The 26,298-nt window shown below is 73.7% G+C and carries 22 protein-coding genes; 10 read left to right on the top strand and 12 right to left on the bottom strand.

Annotated features, from left to right (window positions below; genetic code table 11):
* Window positions 1–45: 45 nt before the first annotated feature.
* The 5 genes from ACFPCY_RS42315 to ACFPCY_RS42295 form a co-directional block, all read right to left on the bottom strand.
* Entirely contained in the window at window positions 46–924 is an 879-nt protein-coding gene (locus ACFPCY_RS42315; RefSeq protein WP_378265439.1) for a LysR family transcriptional regulator, read from the bottom strand.
* A 105-nt stretch (window positions 925–1,029) separates the two neighbouring features.
* A complete protein-coding gene (locus tag ACFPCY_RS42310) occupies window positions 1,030–2,523 on the bottom strand; it encodes an MFS transporter (protein WP_378265437.1) in 1,494 nt (497 codons plus the stop codon).
* Entirely contained in the window at window positions 2,523–2,786 is a 264-nt protein-coding gene (locus ACFPCY_RS42305; protein ID WP_378265435.1) for a ubiquitin carboxyl-terminal hydrolase 14, read from the bottom strand. The genes ACFPCY_RS42310 and ACFPCY_RS42305 overlap by 1 nt, the downstream gene beginning before the upstream one ends.
* Window positions 2,787–2,912: 126 nt before the next feature.
* On the bottom strand, window positions 2,913–3,950 hold the full coding sequence (locus tag ACFPCY_RS42300) for a GDP-mannose 4,6-dehydratase (protein ID WP_378265480.1): 1,038 nt from the start codon (window positions 3,948–3,950) through the stop codon (window positions 2,913–2,915).
* Between the two features lie 107 nt (window positions 3,951–4,057).
* The gene (locus tag ACFPCY_RS42295; RefSeq protein WP_378265433.1) at window positions 4,058–4,624 is read right to left on the bottom strand and encodes a CGNR zinc finger domain-containing protein; all 567 of its coding nucleotides are present in this window, start codon (window positions 4,622–4,624) and stop codon (window positions 4,058–4,060) included.
* A gap of 260 nt (window positions 4,625–4,884) precedes the next feature.
* Between ACFPCY_RS42295 and ACFPCY_RS42290 the strand changes: the two genes are divergently transcribed.
* Window positions 4,885–6,516, top strand: coding sequence for a Na+/H+ antiporter (locus ACFPCY_RS42290; protein ID WP_378265431.1), 1,632 nt, complete (start codon window positions 4,885–4,887; stop codon window positions 6,514–6,516).
* A gap of 93 nt (window positions 6,517–6,609) precedes the next feature.
* Here the strand turns inward: ACFPCY_RS42290 and ACFPCY_RS42285 are convergent, their stop codons facing one another.
* Both ACFPCY_RS42285 and ACFPCY_RS42280 read right to left on the bottom strand, forming a co-directional pair.
* A complete protein-coding gene (locus tag ACFPCY_RS42285) occupies window positions 6,610–7,182 on the bottom strand; it encodes a hypothetical protein (protein WP_378265429.1) in 573 nt (190 codons plus the stop codon).
* 214 nt (window positions 7,183–7,396) lie between these two features.
* A complete protein-coding gene (locus ACFPCY_RS42280; RefSeq protein WP_378265427.1) occupies window positions 7,397–8,728 on the bottom strand; it encodes a pyridoxal phosphate-dependent aminotransferase in 1,332 nt (443 codons plus the stop codon).
* 167 nt (window positions 8,729–8,895) lie between these two features.
* Here ACFPCY_RS42280 and ACFPCY_RS42275 point away from each other — a divergent pair, with 167 nt between their 5' ends.
* Complete coding sequence (locus tag ACFPCY_RS42275) at window positions 8,896–9,822, top strand: LysR family transcriptional regulator (RefSeq protein WP_378265425.1); 927 nt, start codon at window positions 8,896–8,898, stop codon at window positions 9,820–9,822.
* 48 nt (window positions 9,823–9,870) lie between these two features.
* Here ACFPCY_RS42275 and ACFPCY_RS42270 read toward each other — a convergent pair whose 3' ends face one another.
* On the bottom strand, window positions 9,871–10,341 hold the full coding sequence (locus ACFPCY_RS42270; RefSeq protein WP_378265423.1) for an SCP2 sterol-binding domain-containing protein: 471 nt from the start codon (window positions 10,339–10,341) through the stop codon (window positions 9,871–9,873).
* A gap of 138 nt (window positions 10,342–10,479) precedes the next feature.
* Here ACFPCY_RS42270 and ACFPCY_RS42265 point away from each other — a divergent pair, with 138 nt between their 5' ends.
* From ACFPCY_RS42265 to ACFPCY_RS42250, 4 genes are all read left to right on the top strand, one after another.
* Complete coding sequence (locus ACFPCY_RS42265) at window positions 10,480–11,205, top strand: VC0807 family protein (RefSeq protein WP_378265421.1); 726 nt, start codon at window positions 10,480–10,482, stop codon at window positions 11,203–11,205.
* 177 nt (window positions 11,206–11,382) lie between these two features.
* Window positions 11,383–12,567, top strand: a complete 1,185-nt coding sequence (locus ACFPCY_RS42260) for a L,D-transpeptidase (protein ID WP_378265419.1) — start codon at window positions 11,383–11,385, stop codon at window positions 12,565–12,567.
* Between the two features lie 114 nt (window positions 12,568–12,681).
* Window positions 12,682–13,917 carry a L,D-transpeptidase gene (locus ACFPCY_RS42255; RefSeq protein ID WP_378265417.1) on the top strand — a complete coding sequence of 412 codons (1,236 nt, stop codon included), beginning with the start codon at window positions 12,682–12,684 and terminating at the stop codon, window positions 13,915–13,917.
* Between the two features lie 160 nt (window positions 13,918–14,077).
* Window positions 14,078–15,412 (top strand): glycosyltransferase family 4 protein, encoded by a 1,335-nt coding sequence (locus tag ACFPCY_RS42250; RefSeq protein ID WP_378265415.1) that lies wholly within the window; start codon window positions 14,078–14,080, stop codon window positions 15,410–15,412.
* A 90-nt stretch (window positions 15,413–15,502) separates the two neighbouring features.
* Here ACFPCY_RS42250 and ACFPCY_RS42245 read toward each other — a convergent pair whose 3' ends face one another.
* The 3 genes from ACFPCY_RS42245 to ACFPCY_RS42235 all read right to left on the bottom strand — a co-directional run bounded on the left by ACFPCY_RS42245 (window position 15,503) and on the right by ACFPCY_RS42235 (window position 18,839).
* Entirely contained in the window at window positions 15,503–16,711 is a 1,209-nt protein-coding gene (locus ACFPCY_RS42245; protein WP_378265413.1) for an alpha/beta hydrolase, read from the bottom strand.
* 26 nt (window positions 16,712–16,737) lie between these two features.
* On the bottom strand, window positions 16,738–17,700 hold the full coding sequence (locus tag ACFPCY_RS42240; protein ID WP_378265411.1) for a YncE family protein: 963 nt from the start codon (window positions 17,698–17,700) through the stop codon (window positions 16,738–16,740).
* Between the two features lie 359 nt (window positions 17,701–18,059).
* Entirely contained in the window at window positions 18,060–18,839 is a 780-nt protein-coding gene (locus ACFPCY_RS42235) for a polysaccharide deacetylase family protein (RefSeq protein ID WP_378265409.1), read from the bottom strand.
* A gap of 187 nt (window positions 18,840–19,026) precedes the next feature.
* Between ACFPCY_RS42235 and ACFPCY_RS42230 the strand changes: the two genes are divergently transcribed.
* Entirely contained in the window at window positions 19,027–19,455 is a 429-nt protein-coding gene (locus ACFPCY_RS42230; RefSeq protein WP_378265407.1) for a hypothetical protein, read from the top strand.
* A 206-nt stretch (window positions 19,456–19,661) separates the two neighbouring features.
* Here ACFPCY_RS42230 and ACFPCY_RS42225 read toward each other — a convergent pair whose 3' ends face one another.
* Window positions 19,662–20,789, bottom strand: coding sequence for a carboxylate-amine ligase (locus ACFPCY_RS42225; RefSeq protein WP_378265405.1), 1,128 nt, complete (start codon window positions 20,787–20,789; stop codon window positions 19,662–19,664).
* Window positions 20,790–21,021: 232 nt separating this feature from the next.
* Between ACFPCY_RS42225 and ACFPCY_RS42220 the strand changes: the two genes are divergently transcribed.
* The 3 genes from ACFPCY_RS42220 to meaB are packed head-to-tail and all read left to right on the top strand — an operon-like array spanning window position 21,022 to window position 26,206.
* Complete coding sequence (locus ACFPCY_RS42220; RefSeq protein ID WP_378265403.1) at window positions 21,022–22,881, top strand: methylmalonyl-CoA mutase family protein; 1,860 nt, start codon at window positions 21,022–21,024, stop codon at window positions 22,879–22,881.
* Window positions 22,878–25,229: a methylmalonyl-CoA mutase gene (gene scpA / locus ACFPCY_RS42215; RefSeq protein ID WP_378265401.1), complete on the top strand. Its 2,352-nt coding sequence runs from the start codon at window positions 22,878–22,880 to the stop codon at window positions 25,227–25,229. The genes ACFPCY_RS42220 and scpA overlap by 4 nt, the downstream gene beginning before the upstream one ends.
* On the top strand, window positions 25,226–26,206 hold the full coding sequence (gene meaB, locus ACFPCY_RS42210; protein ID WP_378265399.1) for a methylmalonyl Co-A mutase-associated GTPase MeaB: 981 nt from the start codon (window positions 25,226–25,228) through the stop codon (window positions 26,204–26,206). The genes scpA and meaB overlap by 4 nt, the downstream gene beginning before the upstream one ends.
* The last annotated feature ends 92 nt before the right edge of the window (window positions 26,207–26,298 follow it).

Raw genomic sequence — 26,298 nt, 5'->3', positions numbered from 1 at the left:
CACCGGCGCAGGTCAGCCGCCTGCCGGGGCCCGCGCGCCGGACGGTCAGGGGTGGTGGACGGCCCGGGGGTTCTCCTTGGCGAAGGCCAGGAAGTCGCGCGCGGCCGGGGGCAGCTGCCGGTGCGCGTGGACGATCCCGACCAGCCGGGTCAGCGGCGGCATGAACGACCGCACCGCGAGGCCGTCGGTGTCGTCCAGCTGGTTGCGGTACCAGAGCAGCGAGCCCATGCCCGCGCGGACGCAGCCGAGCCACGCGCCGCGCTCCTCCGACTCGACGGCGGCGACCGGGGACGCGCCCACCCGCTCCAGCATCATGTCGATCTCGGCGCGCGGGGCGGTGCCGCGCGCGGGCAGGATCAGCTTCATGCCGTTCAGCGCGGCGGTCGGGACGGGCTCGCGCAGCTTCAGCCCCGGCGGCGACACCAGCACGACCTCCCGCTGGTCCACCGGGTGGGCGACCAGGTCGCCGGGGACGGGGAGGTCGGTCAGCGCCAGGTCGGCCCGGCCCTGCCGCAGCGCGGCGGCGGCGTGCGTCGCGCCGGGGCAGCGCACCACCCGGACCCGGACGGCGGGCTGGTCGCGCGCGAACCGGGGGATCAGCCGCCCGGTCAGCTCCGGCTCCAGCGACAGCGTGGTCGCGATCCGCAGGTCCGCGCCGCGGCCGCCCGCGCCGGCCGCCGACAGGCCCTCGATGGCCTCGACCGCCGACAGCGCGACCCGCGCGTGCCGGACCACCTGCTCGCCCGCCGCCGTCAGCACCACGCCGCGTCCGGACCGGGCGAACAGCTCGACGCCGAGCTCGCGCTCCAGCTCCCGGACCGCCCGTGACAGGGCGGGCTGGGCCACGTAGAGCGCCTGGGCCGCCGACGTCATCGTGCCGTGGTCGGCGGTCGCCACGACATAGCGCAGCTGCCGCAGATTCATGCCCTGACCGTATGACAACGAACTGATCCGGTCCTGGACATAGCCGGAATCGGCCCGAGATTCACGCCGTCGCCACCGAGGGTGACGACATGACGGACGAATCGGTCAGGCGGCCCGGTCCGCCTCCAGCGGGGGAGCGCCCACCGCGCAGTGCGTGTGGCATTCCGGCTCGCGCTCGGGCGGCGCCGTCCGCAGCGAGTCGTCCTTGACGGTGAACAGCGTCAGCACCGCGCCGGCCAGCAGCATCCCCGAGCAGACGAGCATCGCCTCGCGGAACCCGTGCGAGAACTTCCCCGGGTCACGGTAGGCGTCCCCGGTCAGGCCGACCAGCGGCGGGATCGCCGCGACCGCCAGCAGGCCCGCCGCGCGCGCGACCGCGTTGTTCACCCCGCTCGCGATGCCCGCGTGCCGGACGTCCGCGCTCGCCAGCACCGTCGCGGTGAGCGGCGCGACCATCGCCGACAGGCCGAGCCCGAAGACCACCACGCCGGGCAGGACGTCCCGCACGTAGGACGCGTGCGCCCCGACCCGCGAGACCAGCGCCATCCCGCCCGCGGCGAGCACCAGGCCGACCGTCATGGGCACCCGCGGCCCGATCCTCTGCGCCAGCGCGCCCGCCCGCGACGACAGCAGCAGCATCAGCACCGTCACCGGCAGAAGCGCCGTGCCCGCCGCGATCGGCGAGAACCCGGAGACGACCTGGAGGTTCAGCACGAACAGGAAGAACATCACGCCCATCCCGCCGTACACGACGAAGGTCACGGCGTTGACCGCCGAGAACTCCCGGTCGGCGAACAGCGTCAGCGGCAGCATCGGCTGGGGCCGCCTCCCGCCGCCCCGGCCGAGCCACCGCTCCACCAGGACGAACCCGACCGCGCACCCGGCCCCCACCACCCCGGCGACGACCACCGCGCCGCTCGCGCCCTTGCCCGGCGCCTCGGTGAGCGCGTAGGTCGTCCCGGCGAGCGTGAGCGCCGCGAGCACCGCGCCCGCGACGTCGAACCGTCCGGTCGCCTCGGGGTCGTGGGTCTCGGGGACGTGCCGCAGCGCCACCAGCACGACGATCACCGCGAGCGGCGCGTTGAGCAGGAACACCCAGCGCCAGCCCGCCACCTCCACCAGCCAGCCGCCCGCGAACGGGCCGACCGCGCCCGCCACGCCCGACAGCCCGGACCACGCGCCGACCGCCCGCGGCCGGTCGTCCTTGTCGAACGACGCCTGGATGATCGCCAGCGAGCCGGGCGTGAGCAGCGCCCCGCCGACGCCCTGCAGAGCCCGCGCCGCGATCAGCGTCCCGACGTTCGGCGCCGCGCCGCACAGCACCGACGCCACCGCGAACCACACCACGCCGATCACGAACACCCTGCGGCGGCCGAACCGGTCGCCGAGCGACCCGCCGAGCAGGATCAGCCCGGCGAGCGTGAGGGTGTAGGCGTTCACCGTCCACTGGAGTCCGGCCATCGAGGCCGACAGGTCGCCCGCCAGCTTCGGCAGGGCCACGTTCACGACCGTGGCGTCCAGCGACGCCACGCCCGAGCCGAGCACCGTCGCGAGCAGGATCCAGCGGCCCCGCCCCTGCGACAGCCGGACGTCCGCCATCAGACGATCAGCTCGTCGACGAAGCACCAGCGCCAGTCCTCGCCCGGCTCGAACGACCGGATGACGGGGTGCTTCTCGTCGGCGGCGTGCGCCGACGCGTGCCGCATCGGGGAGGAGTCGCAGCAGCCGACGTGGCCGCACGCAAGGCACAGCCGCAGGTGCACCCAGCGGGTGCCGTCGCGCAGGCACTCCTCGCAGCCCTCCGGCGTGCGGGGGGACGGCTCGGGCACGGGCAGCGACGCCACATGTTCACAAGTGCTCATGGTCCGATCGTACGCAGGCCGCCCGCGCGCCGGTCACCCCACCGGTGATCTTCGCCGCGCCCCCGGCGGACGGCCCCGGCGCGCCGCCTCACCGCCGCCGTGCACCGCCGCCGTGGACGCTCGCCGTCACCAGTGGTCGGGGCTGAACGGCTCGTCCTCGGGACGGGCCGATCCGGCGAGCAGCCGCAGGTCGGACTCGACCATCATGGTGACCAGCTCCTCGAAGGTCACCTCCGGCTCCCAGCCGAGCTGCGCGCGCGCCTTCTTCGGGTCGGCGCACAGCAGGTCCACCTCGGCCGGACGGGTGTACCGCTCGTCCAGGACGACGTGGTCCTCCCAGTTCAGCCCCGCCGTGCGGAAGGCGAACTCGACCAGGTCGCGCACCGACTGCGTCTTGCCGGTGCCGATCACGTAGTCCTCGGGGGCGTCCTGCGCCAGCATGAGCCGCATGGCGCGGGCGTAGTCGCCCGCGAAGCCCCAGTCGCGGCGGGCCTCCAGGTTGCCCAGGCGCAGCTCCGACGCCAGCCCGAGCTTGATCCGCGCCGCGCCCAGCGTCACCTTGCGGGTGACGAACTCCGCGCCCCGGCGCGGCGACTCGTGGTTGAACAGGATGCCGCTGACCGCGAACATCCCGTACGACTCGCGGTAGTTCTGCGTGATGTAGTGCCCGTAGGTCTTCGCGACGCCGTACGGGCTGCGCGGGTGGAACGGGGTCCGCTCGTTCTGGGGGGTCTCGCGGACCATGCCGAACATCTCCGACGAGGACGCCTGGTAGAAGCGGATCTGCTCGCCCCGGGACGGCGTGCGCGAGCCGCCGATCCCCGACACCACCCGGATCGCTTCCAGCACGCGCAGCACGCCCATGCCGGTGACCTCGGCGGTCAGCTCCGCCTGCTGCCAGGACATCGGGACGTAGGAGATCGCGCCGAGGTTGTAGACCTCGTCGGGCTGGACCCGCTCCACCGCCGAGATCAGGCTGCCCTGGTCGAGCAGGTCCCCGGTGGTGATCTGGACGTCCCCGACGTGCTTGCGCAGCCGGGCCACGTGCGGGTTGGCCTGCCCGCGCACCAGCCCCCAGACCTCGTAGCCCTCGGCGAGCAGGTGCTCGGCGAGGTACGAGCCGTCCTGCCCGGTGATCCCGGTGATCAGTGCTCGCCTGGACAGGGGTTCCTCCAACGCTTCTCAGGTCTTCGTGAGGCCCATCTGGCGGCCTGGGCCGGAGATGAACGAGATTCTGGTTCACGAGGTTAGCGACCTCGCGGGGTGTTCGCCTAGGCGGGGGCCTGGGCGTCCTTGCGGCGGGCCCGGTAGGCCGCCACGTGCATGCGGTTGCCGCAGGTGCGGCTGTCGCAGTAGCGGCGGCACCGGTTGCGCGACAGGTCGACCAGGACGCGCCCGCAGTCCGGGGCCTCGCAGGTGCGCAGCCGGTCCAGCTCCCCGGCGGCGACCACGTAGGCCAGGGCCATCCCGCAGTCGGCCGCCAGGTGCTCGCCGAGCGGCGCCCCCGGCGCGAAGAAGTGGACGTGCCAGTGGTAGCCGTCGTGGTCGGTCAGGTGCGGGGTCGTGCGCACCCCGCCGACCACCTCGTTGACCAGGGCCACGGCGGCGGCCGGGTCGCCCGCGGCGAGGAACACCGCGTGGAAGCGGTCCCGCAGGCCGCGGACGACGGCCAGGTCGCGCTCGGTGAGCTCGCGCACGTCGCTGGTCCGGTGCCGGTGCAGCAGCGCGCGCAGCGCGGCGAGGTCGGGCAGGCCCTCCTCGCCTGCGGCCGCGGGCGCGGTGTTGACCAGGTCGACCACCGTGGCCAGCGCGTGCTCGGTGTCATGGGTGAAGATCACGGTCACTCCAGTTTCGGAGACCGGGGGCGGTCCGTCGCGTCGCCACGGCGGGCGCGGACCGCACCGTGGGGGAACGCGCGACGCGCTCTCACCCTAGTCCGCCAGGCCGCCGGTCCGCCCCCTCCCGGTCACCGCTCCGTCCCGGACCGTCCGCCTCGGGGTCACCGGGGCCGTCCCGGCGCAGGTCAGGGGGGCCGCCGCCGTCCAGAACGGGGGGCTTTGGGCGCATACTCCGGCAACCGGCGGGAAACGATCTTCTCGTGGGGGAGGACCGCCTGTTCATCGTGCTGCTGGTCGTGGCCATCGTGGTGCTGCTCGCCCGCGCCCTGGCCCGCCGCCTCGGCGTCCCCGACGCGATCCTCATGGTGCTGCTCGGGATCGCGGCCGGGTTCATGCCCGGCCTGCCGGCGGTCTCGGTCTCGCCGCAGGTGGTCCTGCTCGGCTTCCTGCCGCCGCTGGTCTACCACGCGGCGTTCTTCTCCGCGCCGCGCGAGACGCGCTCCAACGCCGTCCCGATCTTCGCGCTGGCCGTCGGGCTGACGCTGGTCACCACCGCGGCCGTCGCCGCGACCGTCTACGGGCTGCTGCCGGGCACCGGCTGGGCCGCCGCGATCGCGCTCGGCGCGGCCGTCGCGCCCACCGACGCGGTCGCCGCGACCTCGCTCATGCAGCGGCTCGGCGCCCCGCCCCGGCTGGTGACGATCCTGGAGGGCGAGAGCCTGATCAACGACGGCGTCGCGCTGACCGTGTTCGGCCTCGCCGTCGAGGCGCTGCACACGCCGTTCACGTTCGGGCACAGCGCCGTCCGGCTCGCGCAGGTGGTGATCGGCGGCGTCGGCTACGGCCTGGCCGTCGGGCTGGTGGTGCGCCGGGTGCGGCGGCAGATCTCCGACCCCAGCAGCCAGATCATCGTGTCGCTGGTCACCCCCTACGCCGCCTACATCCCGGCGGAGAGCTTCGGCGCGTCCGGGGTGCTCGCCGCCGTGGTGTCCGGGTTCTACCTCGGCACCCGCGGCGAGGGCCTGCTCCAGCCGGCGTCCCGGCTGCTGGGCACGACCTTCTGGCGGATCGTGACCTTCCTGCTGGAGTCGGCGCTGTTCGTGCTGCTCGGCCTGGAGATCCGCGAGCTGCTGCACCAGCCGGGCGGACGGTCCTGGTGGGAGGTGGTGTGGATCTCGCTGGTCGTCTCGGCGGTCGTGATCGGCGTCCGGGTGGCGTGGGAGCTCGGCAACGGGCCGATCGCCGACCTGCTGCCCGGCGGCCGGGTCAGCCAGGAGGGCCTGCACTGGCGGCAGCGCCTGGTGAGCGGGTTCGCCGGGCTGCGCGGCGCGATCTCGCTCGCCATCGCCCTGTCCATCCCGGCCGCGGCGGGCCCGGACCGCCAGCTGCTGGTGCTGCTGACCGCGCTGGTGGTGCTGGTCACCCTGGTCGGGCAGGCGCCGCTGCTGCCGGTGCTGCTGCGCCGGTTCGGCCTGGTGGAGACCGACCGGGGCCGGCGCGAGGCGATGATCGCGCGCAAGGCCGCGGTGAACGCCGCGCTCGTCCGGCTGGACGAGCTGGCCGACGCCGACCAGGTGGACGAGCGGACCACCGACGCCTTCCGCCAGATGCTCGAACTGCGCCTGGAGCGCGTCGAGTACTTCCTGGACGAGCTGGAGGACGACGGCGGCGACGGCGGCGGCGACGAGGAGGAGGACGAGGACGAGGGAAGCCGCGAGGACCGCGGCGAGCCGCCCGGAAGCCGCCGGGTGCGGGCCGAACTCGTCCGGGCGCAGCGCGCCAAGCTGGACACGCTCTACCGCCGGGGGAAGATCGGGGCCGAGACCGTGCGCCAGGTCGGCGCCGAGCTCGACTTCGCCGAACCCGTCTCGCTCAGCCGTCCCGGTACGTGAGAGCGGGCGTGCCGGAGACGCGCCCGCGCGGCGGGCAAGGGGGTGGGGGGTGGTGCGGCGGGGCCGCGGGCGCCGGGAGGGCCGGGGCGGCGCTCAGCGCGCGTAGTGCGGGTCGGCGATGACCGGGTACGTCGCGCCCTCGTGCTGCACGCGCATGGTGATGCTCTGGCCGTCCAGGACGTAGTCGGCCTTGATCTGGCGGAACATGGAGTCGCCCGCCCAGGGGTTGTAGAAGCGGCCCACCGTCGCGCCGTACCGCAGGTGCACCACGTCGTAGCCGCCGGAGGGCATGGCCTCCAGGGTCAGGCCGTCCGCGAGGGAGATCGGGAAGCGGAACTCCGCGGGGGCGTTCGGCCCGTGCACGACGGTCAGCAGCCGCACGCCGTGCGCGGTGGTCTGCGCGACAAGGTCGGTGTCGACGTCCACGCCGACGAACACCCGCAGGGTGGGGCGCAGCACCTGCGGGACGGTGTCGGCGGCGGTCAGGTCGATGCCGATGTGGATGCGCTGGCCGTCCTTGGTCGGGACCCACACGCCGTCGCGCGCCCGCTGGCCCCAGGCGACGTCCGGGTTCTCCACCTCCTGGGGCTCGCTCTTGCCCCGGGCGACGAGCACTCGGGACGCGGCGTTCATCGCGGCCGCGGCGCCGTCCCGTGCATGCCTCATGGCGTGCTCCCTCGCCTCCATTGATCACATCCGTGACGTCGCAGTGGTTCTGGATTCACCGGGCAATCACGGCACGAAGTGCTGGGAACGCACTTGGGTGCTTAACGGCGATTGCCCCACGCGACGACGCAGATTACACCACCGGAAACCGGCCCATCCCGTGATGACGGCGGGATGGGCCGGCGGTCGCGCGCGGGGGACGGGCCGGAATCGGTCAGCAGGCCCCGGGAACCGGTTCGAGGGCCGGCCGGACGATGTCGGCGAGCGCCTCGGAGAGCCGGTCGAGGGCGGTGGCGATCCACGGCAGCGCCACCGGGTCGGGCGACCGGAGCGCGGCAAGACGGTGCTCGTCGTCCGGTCCGTAAAGCAGGCTCGGGGCGACGCGCATCCGCAGCGCGTCCTCGTCGTCGCCGAACGCCGACCCCGGCAGGACCCCGACGCCGTGCCGCTCCAGCAGCAGCCCGGTCAGCCCGGCCCCGGTGGTCACCGCGTGCGCGGCGCCCAGCCGGTCCCGCAGCGGGCCGAGGTCCGGGTAGAGGTAGAAACCGCCCTGCGGCCGGGCGACGTGCGCGCCGGCCGCGGTGAACCGGTCGGCGACCGCCCGGACGACCGAGGCGTGCAGGCGGCGGCTCAGGTCGATGTGGTCGACCAGTTCGGGCGGCTCGCCGAACGCGTAGGCGGCGGCGTGCTGGACGGGCGCGGGCGCGCTGGACCACAGCTCGCTGGCGATCCCGGTGAGCGAGTCGCGCAGCGCGGTGCCGAACGGGCCGTCCGGGAGCCGGGCGACGCCGAGCCGCCAGCCGCCCGCGGCGAGGCTCTTGCTCAGCGCGGTGGTCACCACCGTCCGCTCCGGCGCCCATGTGGCCGGGCTCGGCACGGGCTGCGCGGGGTCGTGCACCAGGTCGCGGTAGATCTCGTCCGAAATGATCACCAGGTCGTGCTCGCGGGCGGCCTCGCACAGCTTCCGGACCGTTCCGGCCGAGGCGAGCGTGCCGGTCGGGTTGTCCGGAAGCGTCACCACGACCGCGCGAAGCGGACGTCCCGCCGCCTTGGCCCGCACGCACGCGTCCGCGAGCAGCGCGGGGCTCGGCACCCCGCCCTCGCCCGGCGGGGTGGCGATCGTCACGGGGTCGCCGTCCAGCAGCGCCGCCTGCGCGGCGTAGGAGACCCAGCTCGGCTTCGGCACGGCCACCGCGCCGCCCAGGGCGAGCAGCAGCGCGAACAGCAGCGGCTTGCTGCCCGGACCGGCCACGATCCGGTCGGCCCCGGTCGGCAGATCGCGCCGGGTCCAGTAACCGGCGACCGCCTCCCGCAGCTCCTCGGACCCGGCGACGGGACCGTACCCGCCCCGGTCCGCGGCGGCGGACAGCGCCTCGGTCAGCGCCGGATGGATCGGGATCCCCGCCTCGCCGAACCCCAGCGGCAGGACGGGCAGCCCCAGGCGGGCGCGGCGCGCGAGGGCCTCGTTGACGGCGAGCGTGGCCGAGAGGGGCACGGATCGGGGTTGGGCGGAAACCGGCCGGGCGGACGGACTGACGGCAAACATCAATGCTCCTGAAGCGGAGTGAACGGGAATTCGGATTCGCTGAAAACGGGGTGGCGCTCGGTGAGCGATCGACCCCTCTGAGTGACCCGGCCGGGTACGTTTCATGCTTTCCCGCTCAGAGCATCATCACAAGCGACTCTCGACGATGCTCACCGTAAGATGAACTTATGCTCGAGGTCCGCCGGCTGAAGCTGCTCGCCGAGTTCGCCCGCCGCGGCAGCATCGCCGCGACCGCCGCTGCCCTCGACTACACGGCGTCCGCGGTGTCCCAGCAACTCGCCGCGCTGGAGCGCGAGGCGGGCGTCCCGCTGCTCGACCGCACCGCCCGCAGTGCCGAGCTGACCGACGCCGGACGCCGCCTGGCCGCCCGCGCCGAGGAGATCCTCGGCCTCGTCGAGGTCGCCGAGGCCGAACTGTCGGCCCAGGCCGAGGCGCCCATGGGCCGGGTCGCGGTGACGGCCTTCCCCACGGCCGCGGTGGCGTTCGCCCCGGCCCTCGCGCACGGCCTCGCCGACCATCCCGGCCTTACCTTCGTGCTACGGCAGACGCGCCTCGGCGACGGGCTCGCCCAGGTGCGCGGCGGCGAGGTGGACATCGCCCTCGTGGACGACTGGACCGGCTCGCTCCCCGACCAGGCCCCGGCGTCCCTGGAGGTGTTCCGGCTGCGCCGCGACCCGCTGGTGCTGGTCGTCCCGGCGGACCATCCGCTGTCGGACCCGGAGCGCCCGGTGGACCTGCGCGCCCTGCGCGAGGAGCCGTGGATGGCGGCCCCGCCGGGCGAGCCGTCCCGGCACGCCGTGGACCGCCTGCTGGACGAGGTCGGCGGCACCGGCCCCGTCCCGTGGGAGTTCGAGGGCCTGCACACCATCCTCAGCCTCGTGGCGCGCGGCCTCGGCATCACCGCCGTCCCCGCCCTCGCCCTGGCCGCCGGCGACCGGGACGTGGCCGTCCGCCGCATCCCCGACTGCACCCTGGCCCGCGAGGTCTACGCCGTCACGCGGGCCGCCAGCGTCCGCCGCCCGGCCGTGGCCGTGACCCTCCGCACCCTCTACTCGGCCGCCCGCCAGGTCGTCCCCGACGCCCCCGAGGCCTGAGCCGGGGGAGGCCTGTGCCGGGGGAGAAGCCTGAGCCGGGGGAGAGGCTCAGCTGTAGTCGAACCAGCTTTGCATCTTGGCGCCGAACATCATGTCGCCGGAGATCTTGATCTTGCCGGTCATCACGCCGGTGACGCCGTTGAGCTCGCCGGTGCACAGGCGCAGCAGGCTGACGAGGGAGACGCCCAGCGTCACGGTGGGCTTCGCCGGGGCGCCGCGCCCGCCGGCGGCGCGGCCGTCGGCGATGTCGAGGTGGTAGGTGCGGGTGCCGTCGGGGGTCTTGACGTTCCACTGGACGCTGCCCGCGCCGCCGCCCGCCTTCTCCGGGACGAACCGGCTGCCCATCAGGCCGAAGATCCGGTCGAGCACCTCGTCCACCCCGGCCGCCCGGACGAACTCGACGATCACCTTGTCGTCGACGCCGTCCGCGTGGAGCAGCTCCCGCAGCTCCGCCGGGGTGCTCACCGCCTCCAGCAGCTGCCCGAAGTCGCCCGCCTCGGACGGGATCTGCGCACCCATGACGCCTCCTCGATGAGACCTGCCCGGTGAGACCTGGTCACCCGCACTGTTAACGAAGAGTCCAATACGGTCAAGGGAAACGGCCGGATCGGTTCGACTGACCGGGATGTCCGGCCGTGGCCGAGATCTTCACGTACCGTGGGGCGGGTTCCGGACCTCGCCGGGACCATCATCGCGACGCACGCGGGAGCGCGAGGCTCGATGCACCAGAAAGCAGCGGACGGGCACGCCTGCGGCCACTCCTTCGAACTGCCCCGGCTCGGGATCCTGCTCCGGCAGGCCGCGCCGCGGTTCGTCGAAGGCGTGATCGCGCCGGTCGCCGTCTTCTACGCCGCGTTCGCGCTGTGGGGGCTGAACGGCGGCCTGGTGGCGGCGGTCGGCTGGGTGTACGGGGGGCTCGCCTGGCGGTACGCGCGCGGGCACGGCGTCCCGGGGATGCTGCTGCTGGCCGCGGTCGGCGTGACCGTCCGCGCCGGGCTGGCCGCCGCGACGCACAGCCCGGTCCTGTACTTCCTGCAGCCCACGCTCGGGACGCTCATGGTCAGCGGCTCGTTCCTCGTCTCGGTGCCGCTCCGCCGCCCGCTGGCCCAGAAGATCGCCACCGACCTGGTGCCGATGCCCGAGGCGTTCCTGCGGCATGTCCGGGTGCGGCGGTTCTTCTCGCGGGTGTCGCTGCTGTGGGCGTCGGTCTTCCTGGCGAACGCGGCGCTCAGCCTGTGGATGCTGTTCAGCCAGTCGATCGCGGTCTTCCTGTGGGTGCGCACGTCGCTGGTCGCGGCGCTCGGCGCGGTCGCCGTCGCCGTCTCGGTCTGGGGTTTCCGGCGCTGCGCGGGACGCGTCAACGCCGAACCCGCCACCGCCTGACCTCCGGCCCCTCACCCCCGCCCCGTGGCCCCTCACCCCCGCCCCGTGACGTCCGCCTGCTGACGTCCGGCAAAGGTCGCGCGAGTTCCGGTGTGACCTTTAACTTGTCCGGTGCATGTCCCAATCTCGTATAGATTTTCCCTTCGTATGCCATCTGGGGGATCTGGGGGGATTTGCATGGCGAAGGGGCGTCTTGGGGTCGTCGTCACCGCGGGGGCGGGGGCGATGCTCGTGCTGGCGTCGGCGTGCGGGGGAGGCGACGGCGGGACGAAGCGGGGCGAGCTGGCCGCCGAGTCGTCCCACCCCGTGACCGTCACGCCGGCGGACGGCGCGACCGCCGTGAAGCCCGACGGGACGGTCGAGGTGAAGGCCGCCTCCGGGACGCTGGACGGCGTCACCGTCCAGGGCGGCGGCAAGGCCCTGCCCGGCGAGTTCGTCGCCGACCGCAAGAGCTGGCACTCGACCCGGACGCTCGTCCCCGGCGCCGACTACACCGTCAGCGTCCAGGGCAGGCGGAACGGCAAGCCCGTCACCGTGACGAGCCGGTTCAGCACCCTCAAGCCGAGCAAGACGCTCCGGATCGTCGACATCACGCCCAACCAGGCCGGCGAGAAGGTCGGCGTCGGCATGCCGGTCTTCGTCCGCCTCAACCGCGCCGTCACCGGCAAGTCGGCCAAGGCCGCCGTCGAGCGCGCGCTGACCGTGACGCCCGAGAAGCCCGTCGAGGGCGCGTGGCGCTGGATCGGGGACGACCGGCTCGTCTACCGGACCAGGACGTACTGGGCGCCGCACCAGAAGGTCGAGATCGACGCGAAGCTGGCGGGGGTCAGCGTCGGGAACGGCGTCTACGGCGTGAAGGACTCCGCGGCCACCATGCGGATCGGCGCGGAGCAGATCACCAAGGGCGACATCTCCGACCACGAGATGACCGTCTACCGGGACGGCGAGAAGGTGCGCCGCATCCCGTTCAGCGCGGGCAACGGCTCGACCCGCGAGTACACGACCACCAGCGGCGTCCACCTGCTGATGGAGCGCGAGAGCCACGTGACGATGGTGTCCCCCGGACGCAAGCCGGGCGACCCCGGCTACTACAAGACCGACGTGGACTGGGCCGTCCGGTTCTCCAACAGCGGCGAGTACACGCACTCCGCGCCGTGGAACGTCGGCATCCAGGGCTCGGCGAACACGAGCCACGGCTGCCTCAACCTCAGCCCGGCCAACGCGCGCTGGTACTACGACCACGCGCAGCGCGGCGACGTCCTCGCCCTGACCGGCAGTTCCCGCAAGGTCGAGTGGGACAACGGCTGGAGCTTCTGGCAGATGTCCTTCGACAAGTGGAAGCAGGGAAGCGCGCTGTCCTGACCGGGGAATTCGCAACGCTTTGATCTCGGAGATCCCGAACGCCCCGAGCAAACCCCACGACAACCACATTTGTCGCTAATGTCTCCGCCATACGGCGGGGTCTGGAGGTTTGACGTGGGGCGGACGCTCACCGCGGGGGTGCGGACCGGTGCGGGGCTCACCGCGCTGACGCTGGCGCTGACGGCGTGCGGAGGCGGTGAGAAGCACGCCGGCGCGAACGTGGACGGCAAGGCCGAGGCCGGGACGCCGCAGCTCACCATCACGCCGGGGAACGGCGAGGGCCGCGCCGCCCCGGACGCCGGCGTCGTCGTCAAGGTGGCTGGCGGCACGCTCGACCAGGTCGTCGTGACGCGCAAGGGCAAGCCGGTCGAGGGCGAGATGTCGGCCGACAGGACGACCTGGCGGTCGCGCACGCTGCGGCCCGGCTCGCAGTACCAGGTGCAGGCGTCGGCCCGCGGCCCCAAGGGCAAGACGGCGACGGCCACCAGCGCCTTCGGCACCGTCAAGGCGGGCCGCGAGCTGGAGATCACCGACGTCACGCCGGGCAGGGGCGAGAAGGTCGGCATCGGCATGCCGATCATGGTCTCCTTCAACCGGGACGTGGACGACCGCAAGGCCGTCGAGAAGTCGTTCCAGGTGAAGTCCGAGAAGCCCGCCGTCGGCGCGTGGAAGTGGATCGACGACTCGCACGTCGTCTTCCGCACCAAGAACGGGCAGTACTGGCAGCCCAACCAGAAGGTCACCTTCAGCGCGAAGCTGTCCGGCGTGAAGGCGGGCAAGCGCACCTACGGCGTGGACGACTTCACCCGCGGCTTCCGCATCGGCGACGCGCACATGGTCACCGTGAACGTCAAGACGCACCGCCTCGTCGTGAAGAAGAACGGCGTCAAGGTCAACGGCTGGGGCATCAGCGCCGGCCGCGGCGGGCGGATCCGCAACGGGGTGGACGTCTACGAGACCACGAGCGGCGTCCATCTGACCATGGGCAAGGAGAACCCGGCGATCATGACGTCCGAGTGGATGGGCGTCAAACCCGAGGACAAGGCGAACGGCGGCTACAAGGAGGTCATCCCCTTCGCCGTCCGGATCTCCGACAGCGGCGAGTACATCCACTCGATGGCCTCGACCGTGTGGGCGCAGGGCAGCGAGAACGTCAGCCACGGCTGCGTCAACTCCCCGCCGTCCAAGGCCGAGTGGTACTACAGCTTCTCCTACCTCGGCGACCCGGTGGTCATCACCGGTACCGACCGCGATCTGCCGTGGAACAACGGCTGGGGCTTCTACCAGCAGTCGTGGGCCAAGTGGCTGCGCGGCAGCGCCCTCGGCCAGGAGGTCAACACCGGCGGCTGACCCGCCGCCGTCCCGCGTCCGGCGGGGAGGACCGCCGGACGCATTCGCCGCATCTCCGGACACTGCGCGCCAGTATCGAGGAACCCCCTTCGGATCGGGCGTCCGGTCGTCCAGGATGGGCCGCGGGAGCAACGTCTCCCGCTCTGAACCGGGGGTCTGGATGGAGGCAAGTCAGGCCGCGCGGGCGTCCGCCGGGGGCGGCACCGCCGCGCGGCGCAGAAGCCTGCGGGCACGGCTGAAGGACCCGGGGCGCACCGCGCACCGGCTCGTCCGGCGGTTCGCGTTCGTCCTGCTGCGCCTCACCGCGCTCGGACGGCCCGCACCGGCCGGGGGCGGACGCCCCGTCGTACGGGTGCTGCTCCAGCACGCCAACGGCACCGGCGGCACGATCCGGACCGTCCTCACCATGTGCGGGCACCTCGTGCGCGACCACGACGTCGAGATCGTCAGCGTGGTCCGCGCCCGCGAGACCCCGTTCTTCCCGATCCCGGACGGCGTCCGCGTGACCTTCGCCGACGACCGCCTCGCGCCGCCGAGCGGGCGGGTCGCCCGCTGGACCCGCCGCCTGCTGCGCCGCCTGCCGAGCGTGCTGACCCCGCTGGAGGACGCGAGCTTCCGCGACATGAACCTCTGGACCGACCTGCGGCTCGTCCGGGCCGTCCGGTCCGCGCCGGCCGACGTGCTCGTCGGCACCCGGCCGTCGCTCAACCTCCTGCTCGCCGAGCTCGCGCCCCGCGGCGTGGTCACCCTCGGCCAGGACCACCGCCACCTGCCCGGCTACCGGCCCGCCCTGCGCGCCGAGATCGTCCGCCGGTACGGGCGGCTCACCGCCCTCACCACGCTCACCGAGGCGGCCCGCGCCGGGTTCGCCGAGGCCCTCGCGGGCACGCCGGTGCGGCTCGTCACGATCCCGAACGCGCTGCCCACCCTGAGCGGCGGCCCGTCCCGCCGGGAGGAGCCGGTCGTGCTCGCCGCCGGACGGTTCGTCCGCGCGAAGGGCTTCGACCTGCTGATCAGGGCGTACGCGCCGCTCGTGGAGAAGCATCCCGGCTGGCGGCTGCGCATCCACGGCTCGGGCGCGCGCCACGACCGGCTCCGCGAGCAGATCGCCGAGCTCGGCGTCGGCGACCACGTCGAGCTGCTGCCGCGCACCGACATGGGCCGGGCGCTGGAACGCGCGTCGGTGTACGTGCTGTCGTCCCGGTTCGAGGGCATGCCGCTGGTGCTGCTGGAGGCGATGAGCAAGGGCCTGGCGGTCGTGGCGTTCGACTGCCCGGCCGGCCCCGCCGAGATGATCGAGGACGGCGTGGACGGCCTGCTCGTCCCGCCCCGCGACGTGGACGCCCTGACCGCCGCCCTCGACCGCGTCCTGTCGGACCGCGACCTGCGCGACCGGCTCGGCAAGGCCGCGCCCGCGAGCACCGACGCCTACCGCCTGGAACGCGTCGGCCCGCTCTGGTCGCGCCTCATGGACGACCTGCTCCACCGCTCCTGACCGCTGGCCGGCGCGAGACCTCCCGGCGGCCGGGCCGCCCGCCGGGACGCCGGCCGGGCCGCCCGCCGGGAGACTCGGCGCCGGTGGTCCTCAGCGGCCCCGGACGCCGCGGGACCGGTGGACGGCCGGGCTCGGCGGGCCGGAGAGGTGGCCGCCGCTGGCGCGCGGCTGGCGCGTCGGTGACGGGGCCGGGCCGGTGCCCGTGCCGCCCTTGAGGTGCTCGGTCATCCACTGGAACATCGGGCGCAGCGCGTTGCGCCACGTCCGGAAGTCGTGGCCGCTGCCCTTCAGGACGGTCAGCGGCGCGACCTGCCGGTGCGCGCGCAGCAGCGCCGCGAAGCCGCGCGCCGCCGAGGTGTCGCCCGCCGCCTCCGAGCCCGAGGCCAGCCAGAACAGTGGCAGGTGCGTGCTCGCGGTCATGTGCTCCAGGACCCGCATCGGCGTGTTCTGGTCGCGGACCCGCTCGTCGCCGGCGAACGGGTCGTGCCGTCCGGTCGGCGTCCGGTTCGTGGGCAGAGGCTGGAAGTAGCCGCTCAGCACGGCCGCCGCGCCGTAGGTGCGGGTGTGCCGTAGCGCCAGGTTCGCCACGCAGTAGCCGCCCTCGGAGTAGCCCGCCAGGCCCCATCCGTCGCCGGGCGGGCGGACCCGGAGCGTCCCGGACACGTAGTCGGGGACGTCGCGGGTGAGGAACGTCTCGTCCTGCGGGCCGTCCTTGGCGTTGAGGCACTGCCCGGACAGCCGCCGTCCGCCGCTGATGTCCGGCATGACGAGGACCGCCGGGTCGGCGCGGTGCTCCCGGACGGCCAGCGCGAGCGTCTGCGGCGCCGGGATGTGCCGGGTCCAGTCGGTGGGGGTGCCGGGGGAGCCGTGCAGCAGCTCCACGGCCGGGAACCGGTAGGCCGAGTACGCCGGATCGAAGTACTGCGGCGGCAGGTAGACCAGCACCTGCCGGACCAGGCCGCTGGCGCGGCCGTTCATCCGGACGTTGACCAGCCGCCCGCCCGCCACGGTCTGCCCGTGCGCGTTGGGGAAGCCCGCGCTGAACGCCTTCACCTCGGGGACGCCCCGCCCGTTCCCGCTGGAGTCGTCGGCCATGTCGCGGTAGATGTCGGTCCAGCCCTGGTAGTAACCGTAGTAGCGGTTGACCGCGGCGATCCCGAACAGGGCGGCGGCGAGGAAGGCGCAGAACGCCGCGACGACGCGCAACGCGACGTTGCCGGTCCGGTACTGCCACCACGTGGCCGCGACGAATCCCAGTAGCAACAGCAGGAACACCAGAATGTTCTGCGGCCCGATCATGCCGATCCCCGATCCCCGTTTTTCGACTAGCGCAGTACCCCCGTGTGCCCCAGGGAGTAACGGCCCGGCTGAGGATAGACGCACAAACCGTGCGGTCCCTCACCGACCCTAATCTTCCGGATCAACCTCCCGTCAACGGTCGAGATCGCGTACACCACCCCGTCGTACCGTCCCGACAGCCAGAGCACCCTTCCATCCGCCGAAACGCCACCCATGTCGGGGGAGCCCCCGCCGGGCAGCCGCCAGGTGCGCGCGACCCGTCCTGTGGCGAACGACACCAGTGAGATCGATCCCTCCCCTCGGTTCGAGACGTACAGGACCGTCGAGTCCCGGCTCACGTACAGGCCGTGCGCCCCCTTTCCGGTCGGGATGAACCCCGTCTTCCGGAACGTCCGGGCATCGACGGTCCACACGCCGTTCGTCGCCATGTCCGCTATGTAGAACGTACGACCGTCCGGTGACAGTTTCACGTCCTGGGGCATCGCATGACGGGAGAGGGAGAGCGTGCCGGTCAGCCGCTGCCCCGCCGTGTCGATCCGCAGCACGTCCCCCGAGAACTCGCACGCGGTGAGGAAGAAGTCGCCCGAGGCCGAGAAGTCGGTGTGGTTCGGCCCCCGGCACGGCACCTGGACCGACTTCACCGGCTTCATCGTGTGCGCGTCGCGGAAGTCGATGCGCTGGTTCCGCTCGGCCATGACGATCGCGTACCGGCCGTCCGGGGTGAAGTACAGGTTGTACGGGTCGTCCACGGGGACCGGCCTGCCGTGCCGGCCGGTGCGCGGATCGATCGGGACGAGGTCGTTGGAGTCGTTGTCGTTGACCCAGAGGGTTTTCAGGTCCCAGGACGGCACGACGTGCTGCGGCAGGCGCCCCACCTTGAAACGGTCGACCTGCTTGAACGTGTTCTGGTCCAGGACGACCACGTCGTCGCTCCGGGTGTCCGGCACGTACACGCGGGCGGGCACGTCCTTCACCGCGGGGCTGAACATTCCGGGACGGTCGTGCGCGTAGACGTCGGGATCGTCTTCCGGTCTCCCCTGGGACGGTGGAGGCGGCGGCATCGGGGGAGCCGCCCCGGAGTGGCCCGAATGCCCGTCATGTCCGTCGTGGGACGCCCGTGCGCCCGATCCGCTGCACGCCGCGAGCCCCGACGCGACCGCCAGGGCGAGCGACAGCGCGGCGACGAGCCGAACCCGCCGGGACGTCCGCGCCGCACGAGATCGGGACGGCCGGGCCGTGCGAGATCGGGACGTCCGGGCCGTGCGAGATCGGGACGTCCGGGCCGTGCGAGGTCGGGCCGTCCGGGCCGTGCGAGATCGGGACGTCCGGGCCGCGTGGGATCGCAGGTTCATGACGCCAGCAGAGTCGAGACCGTGACGGGTTTCAACCCCCGGCGTTTCAGGCCGTCCAGGATGGCCGGCATCGCGCGGACCGTTCCCACGTGCCCGAGGTGCATGCTCACGATCGAGCCGTTGCCGATCCGGCGGAGCACGTTCCCGACCACGGCGTCCGGGCCGGGGTCGGTGTTGTCGAGCGAGTCCAGGTCGTACGACAGGCACGAGTGGTATCCGGCGCGGGCCGCCTGCGCGCGGACCATCGCGGACGCGTGCTGCGCCTGCGACGGACGGAACCACAGCCCCGGAGACCCCGTGAGCCGGCGCAGCCGCTCCGCGCAGCCGGAGATCTCGGCGTAGGCGTGTTCGGGGGTCATCGCCGTGATGTCGCCGTGGCTGAGCGTGTGGTTGCCGAGCTCGTGGCCGCCCGCGAGGATCGCGCGGGCCATCTCCGGCTGCCGGTCGAGCCAGGTCCCGACCGCGAGCACCGTCACCGCCGCGCCGCCGCCGGCCAGCTCGGCGAGGAGCCTGCGCGCCAGCCCCGGATCGCCCGCCCCGTGGAAGGTCAGCGCGACCTGCGGCACCCCGCGGGGACCGTGGGTGACCTCTCCGGCCACGTGCACCGGACCGGCGGGGGACGGGGCGCCCGGCCCGTTCGCGGCGGCCGGGGGAGCCGCCGTCCCGGAAGGCGGCGCCGTGTCCGCCCGGCGCCCGCGCGCGCCGCACGCGGCGGCCAGACCGGTGGCCAGCGCTCCCGCGGCCACGCCAAGGATGCTCCGTCGCTGCACCGTCACGACAGCCAGGGTACGGGCCGCCACATCAGCGCTCGGTTAACATCCGATTCCATAGCGTTGCCGGTTTTCTCCTCGCCACGCCGCGCCGTGGTTAACCCGTTACTAACCTTGCCTGTGCTCTACTGCGGACCCTGCGTGCGCCCGACTGATCGCGATCCCGGGGGAATCGGGAGGCAGGGGTTACCTCATGCACAAGTCAGGACTCGTCATCGGAGCGGTGGCCACGGCGCTGCTCCTCACCGGCTGCGGTGGCGGCGGCAAGAAGTCGGACGCCGCGTCGCCGTCCGACTCGCCGTCCGCCAGCGCCGCGCCCACCGACAGCGGCGGCCCGTCCGGGGCGCCGAGCGGCGGGCCGTCGACCGGGCCGTCCAAGCCGGGCGGGAAGGTCTCGCCGTCCGACGGGCCGCTGGTCGGTCCCGGAACCAAGTGCGGCACGGTCACCGTGAAGGCGGGCCGCATCAGCTGCGCCCACGCCGAGAAGGTGTTCGGCATCTACGCGCAGAAGAAGACGGCCAACGGGTCGGCGTCGTTCAGCGGCTGGGTCTGCCACCACTCGACCGCGCCGAAGGGGACGTCGTGCACCCGAAGCGGCGTCACGATCCACTCTCCGGAGTGACCGGCCGCCGCTGAGCCGGGCCTCCGGATCGGCGACGAACCGGATCGGCGACGAACCGGATCGGCGACGAACCGGATCGGCGACGAACCGGATCGGGACGGATCGGGGACGGATCGAGCCGGGGAGGCCCGGACCAGGGACGGGAACGGCGCGGCCTGCCGGGGCCGCGCCGTTTCCATCTCCTTGAGGGCCCGTTTTCCTTCCCTTCAGGTCTTTCGCGCCTCTCCCGCGGGGATCCACGCCGGAGGACGGCAGCCCACCGCGGCGGCGTCCACGACGTCGCTGAGCCGTCCGCGCAGCCGGTGGGCGCGGCGCTGCCGCTCCGCGCCGGTCCCCTCGGCGAGCAGCCGATCGAGGCCCTCGCCGACCCGCTCGTAGTCGCCGGACTCGTCCAGCGCGGGCCGGACGTGCGCGAGCAGCGCGACGGCCAGGTCCGCGAACCGCGCCGGACGGCCCGTCCGGACGTCCACGCCCTTCCCGGCGAGGCCGTCGCGGGCGGCGAGCCAGTACGCGGCGCGCAGCATCTCCTGGGACGGGGCGGGCGGGTCCGCGCCGTCCTCGACGGCCGCGAGCGCCACCTGCGCCAGCGCTCGGACGAGCGCGGCGAACAGCGCGGCCTCCTCGGTGGTGAGCGCCACGTCCGCGAGCCGGACCTCCAGCGTCGGCAGCCGCGACGACGGCCGCACGTCCCAGAACACCGTCGCGAGGTCCAGCAGCGCGCCGCAGCCGAGCAGCGTGCCGACCAGGTCCTCGTAGTGCGCGAGCGACTCGAACAGCGGCGGCGGTCCCGCGACCGGCCAGCGCGCCCACGACATCACCCGCCAGCACGCGTGCCCGGTGTCGCGGCCCGCCCAGAACGGCGAGTTCGCCGTCATCGCGAGCAGCGTCGGCAGCCAGGGCCGCAGGTGGTTGCTGACCTGCACGGCACGGGCCCGGTCGGGCATCTCGACGTGCACGTGGCAGGAGCAGATGCACTGCTCGTCGTCCAGCGCGCGGTAGGTGGCCAGGCTGTCGGCGTAGCGCGGGCCGGGGCTGATCGGCGGCGGGAGCAGCTCGCCGAGGACGGGCGTGCCGGTCGCGACCAGCATCAGCCCCTCGGCGCGCGCCGCGTCCGCCATCGTGGCGCGCATCGAGCGGATCTGCTCGGTCAGCTTGTCCAGGTCGTCGCACGGGGACGTCTTGGCCTCGGCCAGGAAGCAGATCAGCTCGGTGGAGGCGCGGTCGCCGAGGACCTCCGCCGCGCGCGCGACCACGGGCCCGGCGCGCGGGACCACCCGGCGGGAGCGGGGATCGACGACGAAATACTCTTCCTCGATGCCGAACCTGGGTGCCATCCCCACCACCTCGGTGCCGGGCCGGCGCGGCGGGGTCCTGCTGCGGCCCCGCCGAACTCGGACGGTCATCTCGACGGTACGTGCCGGAACGTCCGGTTGCACGTCCGGGGTCGGGGGTCCGCCCACCCGCCGCGTTGCGGGGTTCGAGGGACCGAAATGTGGGGTACGGACGGGCGGTTTGCGGGCACCCCGGTCGCCCGCGCCGGGCAAGCGCTCGCCTACCATCCCTGCCATGACGGTGCCGCCTGAAGAACTCGAACTGGCCGCCGCCTTCCCCCCGGCCGAGCGCGACCGGTGGCGGGAGCTGGTGAAGGGCGTGCTGCGCCGGACCGGCGCGGCGGCCGACGACACCCCCCTCGAGGAGATCGACGGGCTGCTCGCCCACCGGACCTACGACGGCGTGCCGGTCGCCGCGCTGTACACCGCCGAGGACGCCGCGCCCGGACGGCCCGGCCTCGCCCCGCGCGTGCGCGAGGTCATGCCGGACGGCGAGGGCCTCGCGGGCTGGGACGTCCGCCAGCGGCACGGCCACCCCGATCCGGCGACATCCCGCGCGGCCGTCCTCGCCGACCTGGAGAACGGCGCGACCTCGGTCTGGCTGGCGCTCGGCGCGGGCGGCATCCCCGTGTCCGCGCTGCCGGAGGTGCTCCGCGACGTCCATCTGAACATGGCCCCGGTCGTCCTGGACGCGGGCGCCGAGACCGGCGAGGCCGCGGAGGCGTTCCTCTCGCTCGCGGCCGAGCGCGGCACCGAGCCCTTGGGGAACCTGGGAGCCGATCCGCTCGGCCTGTCCGCGCGCACGGGTGCGCCCGCGATCCTGGACGACGTCGCGGCGCTCGCGATCCGCTGCGTCCGGGAGTTCCCGAAGGTGCGCGCCTTCACCGTCGACGCGACGCCCTACCACGACGCGGGCGGCGGCGACGCGGACGAGCTCGGCGCGGCGGTCGCCGCCGGCGTCGCCTACCTGCGCGTCCTCACGGGCGCCGGGCTGAGCGTGGACGAGGCGTTCGGCCAGATCGAGTTCCGGTTCGCCGTCAACGCCGACCAGTTCGCCTCGATCGCCAAGCTGCGCGCGGCGCGCCGCCTCTGGCAGCGGGTCGCCGAGGTGTCCGGCGCCGCGGACGGCACGGTCGCGGCGATCCACGCCGTCACGTCCTCGGCGATGATGACGCGGCGCGACCCCTGGGTGAACATGCTGCGCACGACGGTCGCGGCGTTCGCGGCCGGGGTCGGCGGCGCGGACGCCGTCACCGTCCAGCCGTTCGACGTCCGCCTCGGGCTGCCCGACGACTTCGCCCGGCGCATCGCCCGCAACACCCAGACGCTCCTGCTGGAGGAGTCGAGCCTCGCCCGCGTCGTGGACCCGGCGGGCGGCTCCTGGTACGTCGAGCGCCTCACCGAGGACCTCGCCCGAGCCGCCTGGAGCTGGTTCACCGAGATCGAGAAGTCTGGAGGGCTCGCGTCGGCGCTGGCGTCCGGGCTGGTCGCGCGGCGCGTGGGGGAGACCTGGGAGCGCCGCCGCCGCGACGTGGCCCGGCGGAGGGCCCCGCTGACCGGGCTGAGCGAGTTCCCGAACCTCGGCGAGGAGCTGCCCGTCCGCGAGCCCGCTCCGTCCGCCGCGCCGTCCGCGGGGTCGGCCGCCGGGGTGTCCGGCGGATCGGCTTCGGCGGGTCTGCCGGTGATCACCTACGGGCAGGACTTCGAGGCCCTGCGCGACCGCTCCGACGCCCACCTCGCCGCGACCGGCGCGCGTCCGCGGGTGTTCCTCGCGACGCTCGGGCCCATCGCCGTCCACACCGCGCGCGCGAGCTTCGCCGCCAACCTCTTCCAGGCGGGCGGCATCGAGACCGTCAGCGGGCCGCCCGAGGAGTTCGCCGCGTCCGGCGCGACGATCGCGTGCCTGTGCTCGTCGGACAAGGTCTACGAGGAGCGCGCGGCGGACGCCGCCCGGACCCTGCGTGACGCGGGCGCGGTGAAAGTATGGCTCGCGGGTAAGGGAACCTACGACGGAGTCGACGCGCGGATCTTCGCCGGATGCGACGCGGTGGAGGTCCTGACGACCACCCTCACCGATCTGGGAGTGAACCGATGATCCCCGACTTCTCCGAGATCGACCTCGGCGCGCCCGTCCCCGCCGACGAGGCGGCCAAGCGCTGGCGCGCCGCCGCGGGCGAGCGGGCCGCGGTCTGGGACACGCCCGAGGGCATCGGCGTCCCGTCCCTCTACACCGGCGACGACCTGGCCGACGTCGACTTCCTCGACACCCTGCCCGGCATCGCGCCCTACCTGCGCGGTCCCTACCCGGCGATGTACGCGACCCAGCCCTGGACGATCCGCCAGTACGCGGGCTTCTCCACGGCCGAAGAGTCCAACGCGTTCTACCGCCGCAACCTCGCCGCCGGGCAGAAGGGCCTGTCGGTCGCGTTCGACCTCGCCACCCACCGCGGCTACGACTCCGACCACCCGCGCGTGGCCGGGGACGTCGGCATGGCGGGCGTGGCGATCGACTCGATCTACGACATGCGGCAGCTGTTCGACGGCATCCCCCTGGACCGGATGTCGGTGTCGATGACCATGAACGGCGCGGTGCTGCCGGTCATGGCGCTGTACATCGTGGCCGCCGAGGAGCAGGGCGTCGCGCCCGAGGCGCTGGCCGGGACCATCCAGAACGACATCCTCAAGGAGTTCATGGTCCGCAACACCTACATCTACCCGCCCGGGCCGTCCATGCGGATCATCTCCGACATCTTCGCGTTCACCTCGCGGCGGATGCCGAAGTTCAACTCCATCTCGATCTCCGGCTACCACATCCAGGAGGCCGGGGCCACGGCCGACCTGGAGCTGGCGTACACGCTCGCCGACGGCGTCGAGTACATCCGCGCCGGACGCGACGCGGGCCTGACGATCGACTCCTTCGCGCCGCGCCTGTCGTTCTTCTGGGCGATCGGCATGAACTTCTTCATGGAGGTCGCGAAGCTGCGCGCGGCGCGGCTGCTGTGGGCGAAGCTGGTGAAGGGCTTCGACCCGGAGAACCCCAAGTCGCTGTCGCTGCGGACGCACTCCCAGACGTCCGGCTGGTCGCTGACCGCGCAGGACGTGTTCAACAACGTCGCCCGCACCTGCGTCGAGGCGATGGCCGCCACGCAGGGCCACACCCAGTCGCTGCACACCAACGCGCTGGACGAGGCGCTCGCCCTGCCGACCGACTTCTCCGCCCGCATCGCCCGCAACACGCAGCTCCTCCTCCAGCAGGAGTCCGGGACGACCCGGACGATCGACCCGTGGGGCGGGTCCGCCTACGTCGAGCGGCTGACCTACGACCTCGCGCGCCGCGCCTGGGGGCACATCCAGGAGGTCGAGGCGGCGGGCGGCATGGCCCGCGCGATCGACGAGGGCCTGCCCAAGCTGCGCATCGAGGAGGCGGCGGCGCGGACGCAGGCCCGCATCGACTCCGGACGGCAGCCGGTGATCGGCGTGAACAAGTACCGTCCGGACGCCGACGAGCACATCGAGGTCCTGAAGGTCGACAACGCGTCCGTCCGCGCGCAGCAGATCGACAAGCTGCGGCGGCTGCGCGAGGAGCGGTCCGAGGACGGCGTGCGCGCCGCGCTGGACGCCCTGACCCGCGCCGCGTCCGCCGCCGAGGCCGGCACGCGCGGCTCCGGCCTGGACGAGAACCTGCTCGCGCTCGCCATCGACGCGGCGCGGGCCAAGGCGACCGTCGGGGAGATCTCCGACGCGCTGGAGCGGGCCTACGGACGCCACTCCGCGCAGATCCGTACGATCTCCGGTGTGTACCGGGAAGAGGCGGGCCGGGTGTCGGCGATCGAGCGGGCGCGCGCCCTCACGGCCGCGTTCGAGGAGGCCGAGGGGCGCCGGCCGCGCATCCTGGTCGCCAAGATGGGGCAGGACGGCCACGACCGCGGCCAGAAGGTGATCGCGACCGGCTTCGCCGACCTCGGGTTCGACGTCGACGTGGGCCCGCTGTTCCAGACGCCGGGCGAGGTCGCCCGGCAGGCGGTCGAGGCGGACGTGCACGTCGTCGGCGTGAACTCGCTGGCCGCCGGGCACCTCACGCTCGTCCCCGCGCTGCGCGCCGAGCTCGCCGCGCTGGGCCGCGACGACATCATGATCGTCGTCGGCGGCGTCATCCCGCCGCAGGACTTCGACGAGCTGCGCGCGGCCGGCGCGTCGGCGATCTTCCCGCCCGGGACCGTCCTCGCCGAAGCCGCGCAGGACCTCCTGCGCGACCTCGCCGCACGCCTGGGCCACGAAGCGTTTCCGACAGTCGCGGAGCCGGCCGCGGAGCCGGGCGCGGGAACGGACGCGGCATCGGCCGCGGCGCCGAGCGCGGCGACGGACGCGGCGACGGACGCGGAGACAGGCGCGGCGACGGACGCGGGGGCAAGCGCGGGGACAGGCACGGGGACGGGGGCGTGACCCGACCGTCGCTGGACGACTACGTCACCGGCGTCCGGGACGGCTCGCGCGCGTGGATCGCCCGTGCGATCACGCTGGTCGAGTCGTCCCGCCCGGACCACCGCGAGCTGGCGCAGCGGCTGCTGGTCGAGCTGACGCCGTTCGCGGGCGGGGCGCGCCGGATCGGCATCACCGGGGTGCCCGGCGTCGGCAAGTCCACCTTCATCGACGCGCTCGGGACGAACCTGACCGCGGCGGGGCACCGCGTCGCGGTGCTCGCCGTGGACCCGTCGTCCACCCGCTCCGGCGGCTCGATCCTCGGCGACAAGACGCGGATGAGCCGCCTGGCCGTGGACCCGAAGGCGTTCATCCGGCCGTCCCCGACCGCCGGGACGCTCGGCGGCGTCGCCAAGGCCACGCGCGAGGCCATGGTCGTCATGGAGGCCGCCGGGTACGACGTCGTCCTGGTCGAGACGGTCGGCGTCGGGCAGTCGGAGACGACCGTCGCCGAGATGGTGGACACCTTCCTGTTCCTCACCCTCGCGCGGACCGGCGACCAGCTCCAGGGCATCAAGAAGGGCGTCCTGGAACTCGCCGACGTCATCGCGGTCAACAAGGCCGACGGGCCGCACGCGATGGAGGCCAAGCGGGCCGCGCGCGAGCTCGCGGGCGCGCTGCGGATGCTGCGCAGCGAGGAACGCGCCCACGACACACCCGTCCTGACGTGCAGCGCCATGGAGAACACCGGCCTCGACAAGGTCTGGGACGCGCTCACCGCGCACCAGGACCGGCTGGCCGCGTCCGGCGAGCTCGACCGCCGCCGCCGCGACCAGCAGGTGCGCTGGACCTGGGCCCTCGTCCGGGACCGGCTGCTCGCCGAACTGCACGCGCATCCGGCTGTGCGCGGGCTCGCCCCGGAACTCGAGGCGGAGGTCGCCGCCGGAACCCTCACCCCGGCGCTCGCCGCCGAGCGCATTCTGGGCGCTTTCACCAGGTGAGCCGGGAACGGCACGCCGGGGGGACGGGACGTCCGAGAACGGGCCGAAGCGAGCGGCCGGTTCCCGTCGCGTCGTATCGGTTGGGTCGCGTC

The organism is Actinomadura gamaensis (genome assembly GCF_042652125.1).
In the GTDB taxonomy this organism is placed as follows: domain Bacteria; phylum Actinomycetota; class Actinomycetes; order Streptosporangiales; family Streptosporangiaceae; genus Spirillospora; species Spirillospora gamaensis.
The sequence above is the reverse complement of the archived record's forward strand: the minus strand, read 5'-3'. Positions and strand labels throughout refer to the sequence as shown.

Bases quoted from the DNA above. Each gene is read 5' to 3' on its own strand.
- ACFPCY_RS42245 (WP_378265413.1), bottom strand. From the start codon at position 16,711: ATGATCGGGCCGCAGAACATTCTGGTGTTCCTGCTGTTGCTACTGGGA.
- ACFPCY_RS42315 (WP_378265439.1), bottom strand. From the start codon at position 924: ATGAATCTGCGGCAGCTGCGCTATGTCGTGGCGACCGCCGACCACGGC.
- ACFPCY_RS42280 (WP_378265427.1), bottom strand. From the start codon at position 8,728: ATGTTTGCCGTCAGTCCGTCCGCCCGGCCGGTTTCCGCCCAACCCCGA.
- ACFPCY_RS42305 (WP_378265435.1), bottom strand. From the start codon at position 2,786: ATGAGCACTTGTGAACATGTGGCGTCGCTGCCCGTGCCCGAGCCGTCC.
- ACFPCY_RS42260 (WP_378265419.1), top strand. From the start codon at position 11,383: ATGGCGAAGGGGCGTCTTGGGGTCGTCGTCACCGCGGGGGCGGGGGCG.
- ACFPCY_RS42225 (WP_378265405.1), bottom strand. From the start codon at position 20,789: ATGGCACCCAGGTTCGGCATCGAGGAAGAGTATTTCGTCGTCGATCCC.
- ACFPCY_RS42220 (WP_378265403.1), top strand. From the start codon at position 21,022: ATGACGGTGCCGCCTGAAGAACTCGAACTGGCCGCCGCCTTCCCCCCG.
- ACFPCY_RS42310 (WP_378265437.1), bottom strand. From the start codon at position 2,523: ATGGCGGACGTCCGGCTGTCGCAGGGGCGGGGCCGCTGGATCCTGCTC.
- ACFPCY_RS42240 (WP_378265411.1), bottom strand. From the start codon at position 17,700: ATGTTCAGCCCCGCGGTGAAGGACGTGCCCGCCCGCGTGTACGTGCCG.
- ACFPCY_RS42270 (WP_378265423.1), bottom strand. From the start codon at position 10,341: ATGGGTGCGCAGATCCCGTCCGAGGCGGGCGACTTCGGGCAGCTGCTG.
- ACFPCY_RS42275 (WP_378265425.1), top strand. From the start codon at position 8,896: ATGCTCGAGGTCCGCCGGCTGAAGCTGCTCGCCGAGTTCGCCCGCCGC.
- ACFPCY_RS42230 (WP_378265407.1), top strand. From the start codon at position 19,027: ATGCACAAGTCAGGACTCGTCATCGGAGCGGTGGCCACGGCGCTGCTC.
- scpA (WP_378265401.1), top strand. From the start codon at position 22,878: ATGATCCCCGACTTCTCCGAGATCGACCTCGGCGCGCCCGTCCCCGCC.
- ACFPCY_RS42250 (WP_378265415.1), top strand. From the start codon at position 14,078: ATGGAGGCAAGTCAGGCCGCGCGGGCGTCCGCCGGGGGCGGCACCGCC.
- ACFPCY_RS42285 (WP_378265429.1), bottom strand. From the start codon at position 7,182: ATGAGGCATGCACGGGACGGCGCCGCGGCCGCGATGAACGCCGCGTCC.